Genomic DNA, 15,751 nt, shown 5'->3' with positions numbered 1-15,751 from the left:
GAATTTTTAGGTGTGTTGGGGGGACCGGAAAATCAGGCCGACAGTGGCATCTATGTCACCGAGGCAACATCGATAGATGCAAGCCTCGCGCGCTATCTCGAGGCCACCACAGATCATAGGCTCTCAATCGAGCCAAAATGGAAGCTTTGCGATGTTCGCCTCTAGCCGGGCACTGCGTAGATAGCCTCCCTACATTGTCTTCACCGTTTCACCATGCGTCTTCGCCGCTTCCACCATGCCTGCAGGTGAGGTGCAGCGATGCCAAGTCTGATGTGCACGTTCTTGGCGAAGCAGCTCGCTGAGCGCTTCGCGAGGATTGCTGAATTTAGCGAATATCTAGATCTTGATTAATGCAATGAGCCGCGCATCTACGGTTTATTTCTGCGTTTTGGCGCCGTTTTTAGTGAATTCAAGCGGCTGGGACGGTTTGGGTTGCGTATAGCAGCACACGTGAGGTCGCCACTGCCAATGCAGCCAGGCCAACAAGCTTCAACGGACGAGCGATTTGTTACCGGCGGAGTTTGCGAGATGTCGATCGGCCGTCCTGTTTCATTACGGAGCCATAGAGAAGCTCCCTCTCCACATTTCTTCCGATCATCGTCGTGTGGATGGAAGGAGTGCACTATGAAATCGCTAGTTATTCGCTTTTTACGCGATCGGTCTGGAGCTACCGCCATAGAATACGGTTGATAACGGCGGGTAAAGCTGTCGCTGTCCACGACTGACTCAGCTCGTCACCTCGGGTAGCGTGTGTGGATAAGCCACTGATTCGATTATACATGACGATTCGCGGGTCCTTTCGGCGTACGTTTCGTCGCAGTGAGTTCGGGCTGCTTACGCCCTGCTGCGAATGATACTCAGGCAAGCTGACGACGAACTGACGGGAAGGTGTCACCCAGCTTAGAGGACGAAGGGCATCGGCCTAACGACGAGTTGATGGTGGTGTGCGCTTCACCAACGATGGGTCGGACTCAATCTTCGGTTCAATTTGATCATGCTGGTCGACGCTGTTTCATCGACACTCAGCCGTTGCTCTCAATTCTGCCGATCGACGCGCGGCGTAACTTCTGCGAACTTGCCACTCCTGGTCCTTCGCCCATTGCGGGCGAGGCGCTCAAGCACATCGCCGAGTTCTATGCCATCGAGAAGGACATCCGTTGCTGTAGCCCGGAGGCGCCGTCTCGTTCGGCAACAGAAAAGCCAACCGCTCGTGGAATCTATCGAGTGGTGGTTCGTGCAACGCTCGCGTTGGCGGGCTGAGGCGCCCTGGCGGACACCGCACTTGAGAAGCAGTTCGACAGGGGAAGGTATTGAATCCGTCGAGGAAGGGCGCTCGAACGCGGGATTTGAGCTTCAACCCCAGGCTCATTGCATTTAATCAGGATGAAAGTGTCCTTACAGTCCGAATCAAGTTTTCGTTACGTGTCAGCGAGGTGATCGCCGCATGTCGGGAGAGGGGGCCGCATTATGACCGACCATGTGTCCACCGTCCGCGAAGCGCTTGACGGCTCAAGAGATGCAGCACTCACAAAGGTCTCCGGCAAACAGCCGATGCTCGACCGGCCTGTTAAGATGCGTCCTCGTACGCGCTCCTTCGTGAAAAATGCGATCCTCGCCAGTCTTTCTCTGCAAGACCTCGCCGCAATAGGCGAGTTCCTTGAGCCGATCGTGCTGAAAGAACGCATGATCCTGCAGGAGCCGAAAAAGCATCTTGATTACGTCTATTTTATCGAGTCGGGCCTCGTCTCGCTGAGAATTGTCGCGGCGGAAAGCATCCTTGAATCGGCGGTGATAGGAGATTGGGGTGCGGTCGGCGCTTCGCTCTTAGTGGTAGGGCATATTTCGACGCACCAATCTGTTGTGCTTTTTCCCGGAAGTGCGCACAGGATCCGGGTCGAGGATTTGCGTCGGGTGACGAAGGAGCGTCCTGAAATCCGAGAACATCTTTTTCGGTACGTTCAAGCGCTGACCTTGCATTGCGCTCAGACGGGATTGTGCGGGATTCGGCACGATCGCGAACAGCGGCTCGCGAGCTGGCTCTGTTTGGCGAGTGATGCTCTGGGCGCTCATGTGCTTCCAATTACCCATGACTACCTTTCGTTCGCGTTGGGGTTGCGCCGCGCTGGTGTAACCGAGACGCTAATCCGATTCGAAGAACAAAGGTTAATTCGCAAGATGCGTGGCGTCTTGCAGATCTATGAACGCAAGGGTCTCGAGCAAAAGGCATGTGGTTGTTACAAGCTTCTTTCAGGCGCTTATGCCCTTTCTGAGTCCCTCAGCAGAAGAGCAGGCGGTTAGCAAAATCGCCCAGGCGTTCAGTGCATCTTGCAGACGCGTTGCCGGCGGCAGTGTTGTCTGCCCGGTCGCATTAACATGCGCAGATACACCGTCATGCCGTTTTCGGCTTCGAGGCATTGCCGTCCCATACCGGATTGGTCCACATGGACGTCCTGCGTCGCCTTTGGAAAGGGGACTTGCCGCTGCAGCGGCCTTTGTGTCGGCTACGCACTTCCTACAATATCGTCGCAACGGTCGGCATCTGGCGATCGCCCGCACGTTACGAGGGCGTCGCCATTGGGCCGACCTCGCGCGCATCGGTACAGTTGCCGGAATGATCTTGTTAAATGTCATCTGATCGATGACCATTCCCGAACGCCACTTTGTTAAATAAGCCCCACGGTAAACGGGCTCTGCATTAATCGTGTCTCGGTGCTGCAACAACCGTTCTGTTCCTCATCAGGAACAGCAAAATGTGACTCCACAGTCCTTATTGCGGAGATCAGTATCCGAAATATCGAGCAGGCGGATCGAGCGTTTTTATAACGGATTGTTTAGGCCCGAAGGTCGCAGCGCGAAAATGCCTGCGACCTCTTTTCGCTCAGACTCAAACCAAATATGAACTGAAGAATGGCCTATTTAATCTTTGCCCGCGATGGTGCAAGCCGCATTGTATTGAAGCGAGATAGTCGGGACGGAGCCGAAAAGAAAGCGCGCGAGCTAAGGGACCTAGGCTGGTTCGATGTGCAGATACAAGAAGCCGAGCCAGCCCGAGCGACAGCCCCAAAGGGCTCGGATGGCAATTGAGGTCCGCGATCCGGACGTGCCGCGGGCCTCCAGGTCAAGCTTACCTAGGAGTCGATCTGCTTAGGCAGGTCATTAGTAGAGGTCCAACAAAAAGGGCGCTGTAGGACGGCCTAGGGTTACCTTTTTATGTCCCATCACGGGATGTTTGGTAGATTTTAGCGCTTGTCTCCTGACTATTGATTGCGTCCGTTCTATTGACGCTTCTCGCTCTTTGGCATGCTGCGCAGTAGCTGTCTTATCCGCTCGTCGCGATCCCGTTTGAGAAACTCGCGCTCGCGATGCTCGAATGCCGCGAGTTCAATCTTGGCCGCTTTAGAAAGCGGTCCCCTGGTGTCTCCGCCAATTGACTATTTCCTGTTATCTACGCACCCCTCACGGGCCCCAGGCCACCATAGACAATCAATGGAACCGGGGAAAGTGTCGTCATGAAAGTTGGAATTCGTTCAGACGCGCCATAAGGATTATGCGTTTTGGTCTCAGGACTCCAGGGCGACTTTCAAGCGAGCTTTCTCTAGCCGATGCCTAAGTGCAGTGAGCCTATTAGCGAACTCACTCAGTTCGTGAAGACCGAAATCACCAAAAACAAATTCATCGAGGAGTTCCTGGTGTGCAGCGACGCTAGCGAGATGCTTGTAAGTCTTGTCCGTCAGTGACATCTGGACGACCCGGGCATCGCTTGTGGAGGTCCTACGCCGCAGGAAGCCCTTCTTCTCCAGCAGCTTTGATTGGGTCGTGACGAATGAAGGGTCGACGTGCATAAATTTCGATACCACGTTGACCGGAACACCGTTCTCTCTGTCCAACTCCGTCAAGGCCATCAAGATCATCCACTGTGGCCCGGTAATGCCAAGTACATCGGCCCGGAATTGGCGAAGTTCCTCCAGACATAAATTGATCGATCTTATTTCCCACATGAATCGCCGGACCACCTCCTGACTCTCAGCAGAGCCACTGTCGACCGCTCTTGCTAGACTGGGCATATCCTGAGTCATCATATGTCAGCAGTTCATCCTTCGGTTCGTTTCCCCTAGCGCAGATTAAGAACACGGACAATGCTGTCCGCGCGAACCCACAGCGCGCTCAGATCGTTCGGGCACTCGGCGAACTTCCGGATCACCTTGGCGTCACTGCAATCGAAAACGGGGGGCTGGGTTGCCGTGAGCAAAAGTGGACAATTCGATGTGGTGAAATCGGTCGAAAAAAAGCGCGGGACCGCAGAATTTATTCGCCGAAGCCGGACGCATTGCATTAATCAATATCGCTATCTCGTTACTATGCAGGGCCAAGCGTAATCCAGTTTCACGAGCCAGACTGTTTTGAGTGTCGGCAAATACAATCGCGCGGTCAAACCCATCTCAATCGGCGAAACGGCATAGGAGTGGGGCATGGCTAGGTGTTTCTACCGCGGCACGCCTCAGATGCGATCGCAGGGCGCATTTCCAGCCCAGCGTCATGTCGGCGGATGGAAGCCTGAACTGGGCGCGCTCCTCAATCGAGCATATCGACAACCTATGCCGCTGGAGAGGGCACGAGAGGAATTCCTCGTCTCGCTCATGTTTCGCATCTTTCGCGCAAAAATGACCAACTGATCGCAGCTATCCCTCGAAAGCATCGGTACGACATGGCAGTTTGTGTTACATCGGTCGCAAATTGATGTCCCGTTAGTCGGAATCTAAACAACCAGATTGCGTTCGGGTAATCGCGCGTGCTCCTAGCCCGCGAGTTCAGGATTTCGAAATCAGTCTAAATTGATTTGCCGGTCGTTATCGATCGAACGAACCGGGTCAACTCCCGTTTAGCTCAATATTGGATAACCCCGTCGGACGCGCTAACCACTGAGCCCGGGGCATAAACATTGGTGTGGCTTGAAGGGGTCGAATTTTTGAGTAAGCCCGTTTCGAGTGTTAGTTGAAATCGACTTCACATTGCAACGACGTACAGCAGCAATCGCAAGATCAACTTAATTCTGTCACAACACGCCCACGTTGAACGCGTATCTGCGACGTGCTGCATCGCTGCGCGCGAGTGGAATGCTCTGCTGCGTTGAATACGCTGAACACGCAGACCGGTGCCTCTGCGCAAGCAAACGAGCCACCAGGCAGCAAGAGAAACTACGAGGAAAGAGAGAGGAGCTGTACGATGGCGGGCGTATTTCCTGTTCAAGGGTTTGGGTTCCTCTCCAACTACAATGGTGCATTCGTCACCAGTTCCGCGCTCGCCGCCATGCAGGCGATCGCCGGCACCAATGCGAACTCAATCGAGCTCGCGCCGCGGCTCTTTATGCAGACCAGGACATCGAATGATGTCTTCGCGGATCCCAATAAGACCGAGAGCGACGCCAATATTCTTCAGGCCATGGCAAATGCCCAGGCGCTCGGTCTTTCGGTCACGCTGAAGCCCATGGTCTCCGCCCTAGATGGCGGTCTTGCGTACGTTCTTAATCCGAGCGATCCCGCCTCCTTTTTCCTTTCCTATAAAACGCAAATGGTTCACATGGCGGAGCTCGCCGAACAAGCAGACGTCAGCATGCTTGTGATCGGAAATGAGCTGGGCAAGCTCTCCGGCCCGCAATATCGAAGCTACTGGGTCGACCTCCTTGATTCCGTACGCGCTGTGTTCCACGGCGAGATCACCTATGCGGCCGCAACCGACGAAGCCATCAATGTCAGCTTTTGGGACAAGGTTGACGTCATCGGAATCAATGCTTATCCGCCGCTGACGACGAAAACGGACCCGACTGTCGAAGAGATGGTCAATGCGTGGAACAGCATGTCCACGGACGACTACTGGGCGAAGGTGATGAACCACATGTCGCCGGTCGATTTCTTCCATTCCCTTGCCTTGCAGTACGACAAGCAGGTGCTCTTCACCGAAACCGGTTATCGCAGTGTCGACGGAACCAATATCAGCCCGGGCGGCTGGGCCGACAGCACGACGGAAGACGTCCAGGAGCAATATGACGCCTTCAATGCTTTCTTTCAGGTGTGGGGATCGGAAGGCGGAAGCTGGTTCAGGGGCGCGTCGATCTGGAATTGGGATACGAACAACAAATATTCGCCGCTCGGCTATTCGCCCGAGGGCAAACCTGCCCAGCAATTGATTACCGAATGGTACGGAGGTCAGCACCAGCCGCCCGCCCAGACGCTGACGGGTTCTCCGTCTGCCGATCTGATGGATGTCGGCGGCGGCAATGACGTGCTGTCAGGCGGGATTGGCAACGACACGATCAAGGCAGACGGCGGCGACGACTCCATTACCGGCGGGCCCGACACCATTCCGAAACTCACGGAGACTACCGTCACAGTGACGGGCTACAGCTCCGTCGTCGATGGCGTCGGCGCCAAAATGCAGCTCCTGCTCAACGGGCAGCAGGTCGGCGACACCGTCGAGTTCCACGGCGCGACCGACGCATCGGGCTTCCAGACCTTTACATTCACCTTCGCCAACCCGGCGACCGTCTCCAGTCTCGATCTCGCTTTCATCAACGATATCGTCAACGCCAATGGCGACCGCAACCTTTATGTCAAGGACATCACCGTCAACGGCGAGCATCTTTCCGTTTCCGACGCCGTCAATCCGAGTTCGCCGGGAACCTGGAATCTCTACCAGAACAAGTCCATCCACTATGACATGACCGCTCACCAGGACCTGTTCTTCGGCTCGTCAACCGATGATGACAGCCTCGACGGCGGCGCGGGCAAGGATCTGATTAACGGCGGCGCCGGGACGGACATGATCCAGGGTGGCGCGGGCAACGATACCATCAACGGCGGTCCCGGCGCGGATGTGATCCACGGCGGCGCCGACGACGATTCGATCAACAGTGGCGCCGGCATCACAACAGCGACGGACCAGCTCTACGGCGACGACGGCAGCGATATCCTCAAGGCCAGCACTGGCGACACTGGCGCCCTGCTCGATGGCGGAGGCGGCAAGGATCAGCTCTATGGCAGCGGCGTTGCGAACGTCATGAATGGCGGTGACGGTAACGACTATCTCTCCGGCGGCGGCGGACTGGACACGATGCACGGCAATGCCGGCGACGACCAGCTGAAGGGCGGCACCGCGCCAACCCAAATGTTCGGAGACGACGGCAACGACAGCCTGCAAGGCGGCACCGGCAGTGAGTTCCTGTATGGCGGCAGCGGCAACGATCGCCTGACCGGCGGCAGCGGAAACGACTATCTGGCCGGCGGCACCGGCAACGACACGTTCGTGTTCGCCCCTGGCCTCGGCAAGGACACCATTGCCGACTTCCAGAATGCCGATGGTGTCCAGGACATCATTCAGCTCGACAAGACGCTATTTGCCGACTTCAGCGCGCTTCAATCGCACATGGCCCAGGTTGGCACCAGTGTCGTGATCACCGTCGACGCCAACACGACGATCGAGATTCAGAACAAGACAATAAGCCAGCTCCACGCCGGCGATTTTCTGTTCGTGTGAGGCCGACCGGGGTTAGAGAGCCCCCACCTGGCGCTTCGCGCCGACCTCCCCCGCAAGCGGGAGAGGTGGAAGCGTGTCTGCGGCCAATCGATCTAACCAAAAATCATCATGCTTTAGACTGCCCGATGGCACACCGCTTCGACCTTGTTGCCGTCGGGATCGCGCAGGAAGGCTCCGTAATAGGCGGCGTGGTAGTGGCGCAGGCCCGGTGGGCCGTCATCGGTGCCGCCGGCGGCGATACCGTCGCGCCAGAAGTTATCGACCTCGCTGCGCGATTTTGCCTTGAAGCACCAGTGGCGGCTTGAGGCTTCGTCCGGCTTTGCGCCCCTGTAGATCGCGAGGTAGACGCGGTCCGGGTACTCGGCGTCGGCCCGCTCGCCATAGCCGACCCAGCGATCGCTGCGGCCGACCTTGACGACGTCGAGCGCCTGCATGATCGCGTCGTAGAAGCGTTCGGCGGCGGCGAAGTCGGAAACCGTAATGGAGACGTGGTCCAGCATCGATCAGGCCCTCGATGAGGATGGAGATTACCTCCGGCGTCATTGCGAGCGAAGCGAAGCAATCCATACCTCGGCATAAGGGATTATGGATTGCTTCGTCGCTTCGCTCCTTGCAATGACGGTGAGCCTTGCGTCAGGACGCCATCTTCAATCGCTCCAGCGCTTCCTGCAGCTTCGCCTTGCGCGCCACTGCCGCCTCGCGCTTTTCCCTTTCCTCTTCGACGATCTCTTCGGGCGCGTGCGCCACGAATTTCTCGTTGCCGAGCTTGGCGTCGACGCGCTTGATGTCGGCGTCGGCCTTGACGATCTTCTTGTCGAGCCGGGCTTTTTCCGCGGCGAGGTCGATCACGCCCTTGAGCGGCGGAGGCGGCATGCCCAGCGCATCAGCGTCATCTCGCGACCGTCGCTGGCGTTGCGGATCACCGGTGCGGGGTAGTCCGGAAACGGGGCATCGGAGGTAGGTTGCCGACGTAGCGGTTCATGACGCGGAAGAGCGCGATGATCGACTCTCTCAAGGGCGAGGAGCCACCGGCCATTCGGAAGCGGTATCGGATCCTCAAACGAGATCGTTCATGACCTTGCCCCACGGGCTTAACCCAGCTTGAAGTTCGTTCTGGTCCACAACAAGGACCAGAACATGAAGCGCAACCGCTTTTCGGAAGAGCAGATCATCGGGATTTTGAAGGAGCATGAGGCCGGCGTTTCGGTTGCCGATCTGTGCCGCAAGCATGACGTCAGCGACGCCAGCCATTTACAATGGAAGACCAAGTTCGGTGGGATGGAGGTGTCGGATCGGCGCAGGCCGGCAGAGGACAAGGTGCAACAACAGGCGATGAACCCATGGGACGAAATCCCGAACGAGTGAAGCTACTGCCCCCAATGCGCTCAAGCGCGTAAACGTGATCTAGCTCCCTATTCCGCGGATCTCATCGAGGCAGCGGCCATGTGCCGCGCTCAAAAGGCCGGACATATGACCGCACAGTTCCAATGTGTGAATCGACTGAAAAAGCTCTTGTCACGCGGGCCGTTCCACATATGGGGGCAAGGTCACCGTTCTTGCATTTTTTTCGCAAGCTGCAATGCGCGTGCCTCAATCGTACGGCAGCTTGCTCGCTGCGCGACATGGCGGGCTCTGAAAAGAAAACGCTCGGGCGATCGTCAGGGGTTTCTTATATCGGATTGAGATGCGTCAGGAACCCTTTTCGTTCACCTCGGCATAGCCGCCCTTGTCGTCCCATTTATAAACGACATAGTCGATCTGCTTGATGTCGCCCTTGGCGTCATATTCCAGCTTGCCGAGCACGGTATCCCATTCACCGGCCTTGATCGTCTCCATCACCTTCTTCGGATCGGTGGTCTTCGCCTTTGCCACCGCCTGCGACCAGACCTGCATCGCGGCATAGGTGTAAAGGGTGTAGCCCTCGGGGTCGATGTTCTTGGCCTTGAACTTTTCGACGATTGCAGCCGCCGTCGGCTTCTTGCGTGGGTCGGGTCCGAAGGTGAAGAGCGTGCCTGCGCCGGCGGCACCGGTGATCGAGGCATATTCCTTGTCGGCCAACGCGTCACCCGCCATCAGCACGGTCTTGAGGCCCTGGTCGCGCATCTGGCGCAGGATCAGGCCGGCTTCCTGATGGTAGCCGCCGACGAAGACCAGATCGATGTTGTCACGCTTCAGGCGCGACACGATCGAGTTAAAGTCCTTGTCGCCCTTGTTGTAGGACTCGAACATCTTCTCGGTGACGCCGGCCTTGTTGAGTGCCTTCTTGGTCTCGTCGGCAAGGCCCTTGCCGTAGGTGGTCTTGTCGTTGAGGATGGCGATGTTCTTGCCCTTGAAGTTCTTGACGATGTAGTCGGCGGCGACCAGGCCCTGCTGGTCGTCACGGCCGCAGACGCGCGCCACATTCCACAGCTTACGCTCGGTGAACAGCGGGTTGGTCGAGGCCGGTGTAATCTGCAGCACGTTGCCGTCGGCATAGGCTTCCGAGGCCGGGATTGACGAGGATGAGCAGAAGTGGCCGGCGACGAACGGGATCTTGGCGCTGGCGAACTTTTCTGCGACCGAGCGCGCCTGCTTGGGATCGCAGGCGTCGTCGCCGACCTGCAGCGCCAGCTTCTTGCCGAGCACGCCGCCGGCGGCGTTGATGTCGGCCACCGCCTGTTCGGCGCCGTTCTTCATCTGCCGGCCGAATGCGGATTCGCCGCCCGTCATCGGGCCCGCAACTGCGATGGAGATGTCCTGCGCCAGCGCGGTTGTCGACAGCGCCAACGATGCGCCCAATGCCAAGCCGAAGAGCCTGAGTGATTTCATGGAGTGGTCCTCACAAAGTGAAGGAAGGCGAGCAGGCTCGAGCAGAGCAGCACGAGCCCCGTTGCGTCAGTGCCACGAAGCCGTTGGAGACAAGGTCATGATCGCGCATGAAACACCGTCGATTGCGTCGCAGAAGAGAGGAGCAGTCCCGCCTTGGCTCGATGAGAGAAAACAACCCGCCTCTGCCGAAAGCACAAGCTTCTAGTCGGGGAGGTGTCTGCGCCCGAAAGCAGGATGGCAAGTATCTGCCGGCGTCGAGCCAGCAGGACAAGGAATCGGGGCGGCATACGCAAAGGGAAGTTCGTCCGAGCAAGCGATCGTAACTTACAATGCGTTCGCCCCGTTCACCCTTGTAGAGCACTATCGATCTCATACCGCCGCGCAATGTCAACGCATGAAGTTGCCAACATGAACATTAGCCGAATCAGGTGGGTATGAAAGCAATAGGTCTGTCCGTAACGTACAGAACGCGCCTTTAATTGTGATACTTCACTCTTGTCCGAAGCGTACCAGCTGTTTTATCTGCTTGCTCCGGCGAGCATCGGTCCGCTCCGTACAAAGTTTCCAAGCCGATAACAACGAAATCTCGAATGAGATTCGGCTAGCTTTAACAAATTGCCGGTAAAGTCCTGAGTCTCAACTGTTGGAAGGGTGCACACCGTGAAAGCGTCAGTTCGCTTTTTACGCGATGAGTCTCGAGCTATCGCCGTAAAACATGGGCTGATAGCGACGGGTATCTCACTTGCTATCATGGCAGCGGTGAATAGGCTCGGAACTAAACTCAGCGCGACGTTCGCTTCGATCAACAGCTCTCTGACCGGTGGCGCCCGCCGGCTCGCTCGCGCCGAATCAACCTATGCGTCGTAAACTGAACCGTAAGGGGGGTCGGCCAGATTACGCGAGCGACATTCCTCGCCAGCCGGGGATGGGACGGAACGCAGCAGGGGATGGCATGAATAACAGTGCCAAGAAATTGCGGCTGCCGCCGCGTGGCGCCGCACTTTGCAACGAAGCCATTGAGGGATTTGCCGATCGAGCGGCGAAAGCCGCGATGATCGCGGAAGCGTCGCAGAAATTAGAGGAGCTATTCGACGTTCTGCGCATCGATCATGTCAACGATCATAACACCCGCGATACGCCGCGGCGGGTCGCCAAGATGTTCGTTGAGGAAGTGCTGCGCGGCCGTTACGACGCCGCGCCGAAAATCACCGAATTCGAAAACGTCGAACGCTGTGATCGTCTGATTGTCACCGGACCGATCGACGTGCGCTCGACTTGTGCGCATCACCTCATGCCGATCCACGGACAAGCCTACATCGGCGTGCTTCCATCGCCCGAGGGCAAGATCATCGGCCTGTCGAAATACGACCGCATCGTCGAGTACTTCTGCGCGCGACTGCAGATCCAAGAGGAGCTCGTCTCCCAGATCGGCAACTACATCGTCGACGCGACTGCGCCGAAGGGACTCGCCATTCGGATTAGCGCAGTTCACATGTGCAGGACCCACCGCGGGGTCCGCGCGAGCGAGCAGAGCCGGATGATCAACAGCGCCTTCTTCGGTGAGATGCTGCACAACCAGGATCTTAAGAACGAATTCCTGCACGAGGCTCTGGCGCTGGAACGGCGCATCGGCACATGAACGTTCGTCAAGAAAATAAATCTCGCATGGCAACCAGCCTGCTGTCTCAACCTTCCTCGCCGCCGATTGCGCCCGCTGCGGCCGGTCCGATCTACCGTTCGACCAAGACGTACGGTCACAGCGAAGGCTTGTCATGCTGCTTTCGGCAGTGGCGCGCGACGCACTCGCATTGCAACCTGCTGCATGGTTACGCTCTGTCCTTCGCCTTTGTCTTCGGCACACGCGAGCTCGATGAATGCAACTGGTGCTTCGATTTCGGAGACCTGAAGGAGGTCAAGGCGTGGCTGCATCACATGTTCGATCACACGACGCTGGTCGCGGCGGACGATCCGCACCTGCCCGTCTTTGAATCATTGCAGCGGACGGGGCTGGCAGAGCTTCGCGTGTTGCCGGCAGTGGGGTGCGAAGCGGTTGCAAGGCACGCCTTCGATCACGTATCGGATTATGTTGCGAAGAAAACCGCGGCCAGGGTATGGCTTGAAAGCGTGGAAGTCCGCGAACACAGCGGCAACTCCGCGATCTACTGCAATCCGGCCGGAGCCTGATGTCCACACCGATGCAACGTTCAGGACAGTCACGACATCCTCGCGTGACTGCGTGGACGGCGCTTCGCGCCGACTGAAGTCCCGAGAGGGCGCACGGCTACCGTCGCGGGCGGACGAAGACAGCGCTAAAAACGAGCGACTAACGCCGCCGCTAAAGGCAATCTTGACTGCGACGACTTCGATATCATCTCTTTGACCATGCCGAACTGGCCTCCCGCAATCCGAATGTCGATCTGCCCTTTGGCCAGCCGAACTCCAGCCGCCCGTCCATCACAGGCGACTACTGCCCCCTTTGGAACGGCGATCGCTGGAACATCAGAAAGCTTTGCAGGCCAAAACGTAACACGCTCGCCGGGCGCAAACAGAGCGGCTGAATTGTCGAGTTCGATGACGGTCTCTACCGAAGCTTCGTATTGTTTCAATGTCGGGCCCACAGACCGGGGTCGCTGCAAAACTCTGCAGTGGCGAATCTTCTAAATAGAAATTGATACTCCTGCCGACGCGCATAAGGCTAGGCTTGCCTCGGGAATGGCCGTCCCGAAACACAGCTTCGAGGCGTCGAATAATTCGAGCGACGCCCTTCAGAGATTCGCGAACGGCCGTATCAAGCGTCAGCACATCAGTGCCCGCGCGACAGGCCGGGGCAACACCCGGCTTTTCTCCGTTTACACGTCAGGTACGGGGGCGTTTGTGAAGTGCATGCCTTCAACAATAACCTCGAGCGGGCGAGGCTCGAAGTGACCGTGCAACGCGGCGGGGCAAAGCGCCGCCCTGATAACTTACGCCTAGGCCGCCGTCTCCCGGTTCGCACCGGCCGCCAGTAAATCGGCGATCTGTTTGCCCGACATGGGCCGGAAGAAGTAAAAACCCTGCGCATCGGTGCAGCCGGCGACCTGCAGGCTGTCCTTCTGTTGCATTGTTTCCACTCCCTCGCCAGTTGTCTTCATGCGGAGCGTGTGCGCAAGATCGATGACCGACTGGATGATCGACATGCAATCGGCATCGGTGGTCATCTCGCGGACGAACGTTTGGTCGATCTTGATCTTGTCGAACGGAAAGCGCCGAAGATAGCTGAGCGAGGAGTATCCTGTTCCGAAGTCATCGAGCGCGATCCCGACCCCGAGTTCGCGCATCCGATGCAACGTAGCCATGGTGGTGTCGTTGTCCTGCAGCAGTAGCGATTCGGTGATCTCGAGCTCTAGCCGTTCGGCTGGGAGGCCTGAAGCCGCCAGCGCCAGCACCACGTTGTGCGGAAGGTTGGGATTCTTGAACTGCGCCGGCGACATGTTGACCGCGATCTTGACATCGGATCGCCAGCCTGCTGCTTCATGGCAGGCCCGACGCAGCGCCCAATCACCGATCGCAGGAATGAGTCCCGCCTCTTCGGCGATGGGGATGAATTCGGATGGCGGCACAGGCCCCCGCACCGGGTGATTCCACCGAAGCAGCGCCTCGCACCCGGTTATCCGGCCCGAGGTCAGATTAACCTGCGGCTGGTACAGGAGGTGAAATTCACCTTCCGCCAGCGCAACTCGCAAGTCCAATTCGATCTGCCGCCGCGCCTGCACTTCCAGATTCATTTCCGCTTTGAAAAAGCAGAAGGTCGCCCGGCCCGCCGCTTTTGCCTGATACAGGGCGAGGTCTGCGTTCTTGAGCAGCTCATCAGGAGCATGGCCGTCCGCGAGCGCGAGCGCGACGCCGATGCTCGTTCCGATATTGATGTGGTGTCCACCGGTCTCGAATGGTTCGGCGATGGCTCGAAGTATTCGGTCGGCAAACTGGGAGACGTCGTGATTGGATGCATCCATCGCCAGCACGGCGAATTCGTCTCCGCCGAGCCTTGCAACCAGATCGCCGGGCCGCACGGTCGCGCTCAGGCGTTCTGCCACAGATTTCAGCAGCGCATCCCCGACCGGATGGCCGAGCGTATCGTTCACGGTCTTGAAGCGGTCGAGGTCAAGCAGCATGACTGCAAATCCTCCGTCATCTTCTGCACGCTCGAGCGCTGCGATCATGCGCTCATGAAACAACGTGCGGTTTGGTAGATCGGTCAACGCATCATGGTGCGCCATGTGCGCGATCCGCGCCTCGGCACGCCTCCGTTCCGTCAGATCCTCATATGTTGCCACCCAACCTCCCTCGCTGAGCGGCTGATGTGATACGCCCACGGTGCGCCCGTCGTTCAATTGCTCGAAGTAGGTCCGGGCCCGGTTCTCACGGACCAGGATCTGTTGATTGGCATAAACCTGGTACAGGCTGGCGCCCTCGTCGCTGCTCGCGGAAAGGAATTCCGCAAGGTGACGCATCGGCGTGCCGGCCTTCAGCAGGTTCTTGTCGAAACCGAACATCGCCTGATAGCGCTGGTTGCAGATGACAAGTCGCTGCTGTGCGTCCACCAGGCAAAGCGCCTGCGACATATTGCCGAGAGCGGCCTCGAACCTTTCGTTTTGCGTGCGCAGGTCACGATCGCGCCGGACAAGCGTCTCGTTCTGCCGCTCCAGCTCGGCGTTGGCGAACTGCACCTCCTGATGAGCTTCCGCCAGGTTTTCGGATGTGACCCGCAGGTCATTGGTGAGCACCTTCATCTCGTTATGGGCTCTCTGCAGCAGGCGATTGTGCCAGGCAAGCAAGACGATCAGTGCGATGCCGCATACGATTAGCCCCGCCGCCATTACCGAGAAGGTCCAATGTAGGCGGATCAGCTGGCGCTGATCGTCCGCAACGCGGTCGCCGCCGACGCGATTGGCGGCGGCGGCGAGCTGGGCGAGACGGGCATCCACCGGCAGCAGGATCTGCAGCAATCTCGGAACATGCGCCGGCTTCAGATCCTCGAGGTACGGTTGGACGGCGTCAATCGCTCGCGCGAGCGCGTCAATGGTCGCGGCGTATTCCGCATCTGCTTTCACGAACTCCTCGACCTCACCGGTACGCAGAAGCGAAAGTCGGTTGACAATGATGTCAAAGCGCAGGCGCACTTCGTCCGCGCTGATCTTGCTGTCCGGGAGACCGAACGCGCTTACCCGTTGCTCGAGACGCGTGTACTCTGATGTCGCCTGACCAACCAACCAGGCGACATTGTAGCGCGAGACCCGCTCGAGCGCGCTTTGGCGCTCCATCACCAATGCGGAGATGTAAGCGGTGGCGGCAACGAACACGCCGGTGACCAGCGCGAGCAAAATTTTGATTGGGCGAAGGTTCAACATGGCGGCCATCGTCGAGCGACAACGCT

General features: G+C 58.0%; 11 protein-coding genes and 3 pseudogenes. 7 read left to right on the top strand and 7 right to left on the bottom strand.

Features of this window, described 5'->3' with window-relative positions:
• Positions 1 to 936: 936 nt before the first annotated feature.
• A complete protein-coding gene (locus HCN50_RS33125; RefSeq protein ID WP_210265135.1) occupies positions 937 to 1,260 on the top strand; it encodes a hypothetical protein in 324 nt (107 codons plus the stop codon).
• 207 nt (positions 1,261 to 1,467) lie between these two features.
• On the top strand, positions 1,468 to 2,298 hold the full coding sequence (locus tag HCN50_RS28315; RefSeq protein WP_171713178.1) for a Crp/Fnr family transcriptional regulator: 831 nt from the start codon (positions 1,468 to 1,470) through the stop codon (positions 2,296 to 2,298).
• A gap of 1,262 nt (positions 2,299 to 3,560) precedes the next feature.
• Here the strand turns inward: HCN50_RS28315 and HCN50_RS28310 are convergent.
• A complete protein-coding gene (locus HCN50_RS28310; protein WP_376700335.1) occupies positions 3,561 to 3,998 on the bottom strand; it encodes a MarR family winged helix-turn-helix transcriptional regulator in 438 nt (145 codons plus the stop codon).
• A 1,090-nt stretch (positions 3,999 to 5,088) separates the two neighbouring features.
• On the opposite strand from HCN50_RS28310, the gene HCN50_RS28305 reads away from it, so the two are divergent.
• Entirely contained in the window at positions 5,089 to 7,530 is a 2,442-nt protein-coding gene (locus HCN50_RS28305) for a glycoside hydrolase family 113 (RefSeq protein WP_311968234.1), read from the top strand.
• A 113-nt stretch (positions 7,531 to 7,643) separates the two neighbouring features.
• Here the strand turns inward: HCN50_RS28305 and HCN50_RS28300 are convergent, their stop codons facing one another.
• The 3 genes and pseudogenes from HCN50_RS28300 to HCN50_RS33860 form a co-directional block, all read right to left on the bottom strand.
• Positions 7,644 to 8,030 (bottom strand): VOC family protein, encoded by a 387-nt coding sequence (locus HCN50_RS28300; protein WP_171713177.1) that lies wholly within the window; start codon positions 8,028 to 8,030, stop codon positions 7,644 to 7,646.
• Positions 8,031 to 8,163: 133 nt separating this feature from the next.
• Positions 8,164 to 8,391 (bottom strand): annotated as a pseudogene (locus tag HCN50_RS28295) (hypothetical protein); the annotation flags it as partial.
• Positions 8,392 to 8,405: 14 nt separating this feature from the next.
• Positions 8,406 to 8,512 (bottom strand): annotated as a pseudogene (locus HCN50_RS33860) (SOS response-associated peptidase); the annotation flags it as partial.
• A 155-nt stretch (positions 8,513 to 8,667) separates the two neighbouring features.
• Between HCN50_RS33860 and HCN50_RS28290 the strand changes: the two are divergent.
• Positions 8,668 to 8,841 (top strand): annotated as a pseudogene (locus tag HCN50_RS28290) (transposase); the annotation flags it as partial.
• 378 nt (positions 8,842 to 9,219) lie between these two features.
• Here HCN50_RS28290 and HCN50_RS28285 read toward each other — a convergent pair.
• The gene (locus HCN50_RS28285; protein WP_171713176.1) at positions 9,220 to 10,338 is read right to left on the bottom strand and encodes a branched-chain amino acid ABC transporter substrate-binding protein; all 1,119 of its coding nucleotides are present in this window, start codon (positions 10,336 to 10,338) and stop codon (positions 9,220 to 9,222) included.
• A 651-nt stretch (positions 10,339 to 10,989) separates the two neighbouring features.
• Between HCN50_RS28285 and HCN50_RS33855 the strand changes: the two genes are divergently transcribed.
• Genes HCN50_RS33855 through HCN50_RS28270 form a run of 3 tightly spaced genes read left to right on the top strand, consistent with a single transcriptional unit; the run spans position 10,990 to position 12,522 of the window.
• Entirely contained in the window at positions 10,990 to 11,205 is a 216-nt protein-coding gene (locus HCN50_RS33855; protein ID WP_376700334.1) for a Flp family type IVb pilin, read from the top strand.
• Positions 11,195 to 11,977, top strand: a complete 783-nt coding sequence (folE, locus tag HCN50_RS28275; protein WP_171713174.1) for a GTP cyclohydrolase I — start codon at positions 11,195 to 11,197, stop codon at positions 11,975 to 11,977. Before HCN50_RS33855 ends, folE begins: the two co-directional genes overlap by 11 nt.
• Complete coding sequence (locus HCN50_RS28270) at positions 11,974 to 12,522, top strand: 6-pyruvoyl trahydropterin synthase family protein (RefSeq protein WP_235977262.1); 549 nt, start codon at positions 11,974 to 11,976, stop codon at positions 12,520 to 12,522. Before folE ends, HCN50_RS28270 begins: the two co-directional genes overlap by 4 nt.
• 125 nt (positions 12,523 to 12,647) lie before the next feature.
• Here the strand turns inward: HCN50_RS28270 and HCN50_RS28265 are convergent, their stop codons facing one another.
• On the bottom strand, positions 12,648 to 12,944 hold the full coding sequence (locus HCN50_RS28265; RefSeq protein WP_171713173.1) for a hypothetical protein: 297 nt from the start codon (positions 12,942 to 12,944) through the stop codon (positions 12,648 to 12,650).
• Between the two features lie 363 nt (positions 12,945 to 13,307).
• On the bottom strand, positions 13,308 to 15,725 hold the full coding sequence (locus HCN50_RS28260; protein ID WP_171713172.1) for a putative bifunctional diguanylate cyclase/phosphodiesterase: 2,418 nt from the start codon (positions 15,723 to 15,725) through the stop codon (positions 13,308 to 13,310).
• Positions 15,726 to 15,751 lie beyond the last annotated feature (26 nt).

The organism is Bradyrhizobium archetypum (genome assembly GCF_013114835.1).
In the GTDB taxonomy this organism is placed as follows: Bacteria; Pseudomonadota; Alphaproteobacteria; order Rhizobiales; family Xanthobacteraceae; genus Bradyrhizobium; species Bradyrhizobium archetypum.
The sequence above is the reverse complement of the archived record's forward strand: the minus strand, read 5'-3'. Positions and strand labels throughout refer to the sequence as shown.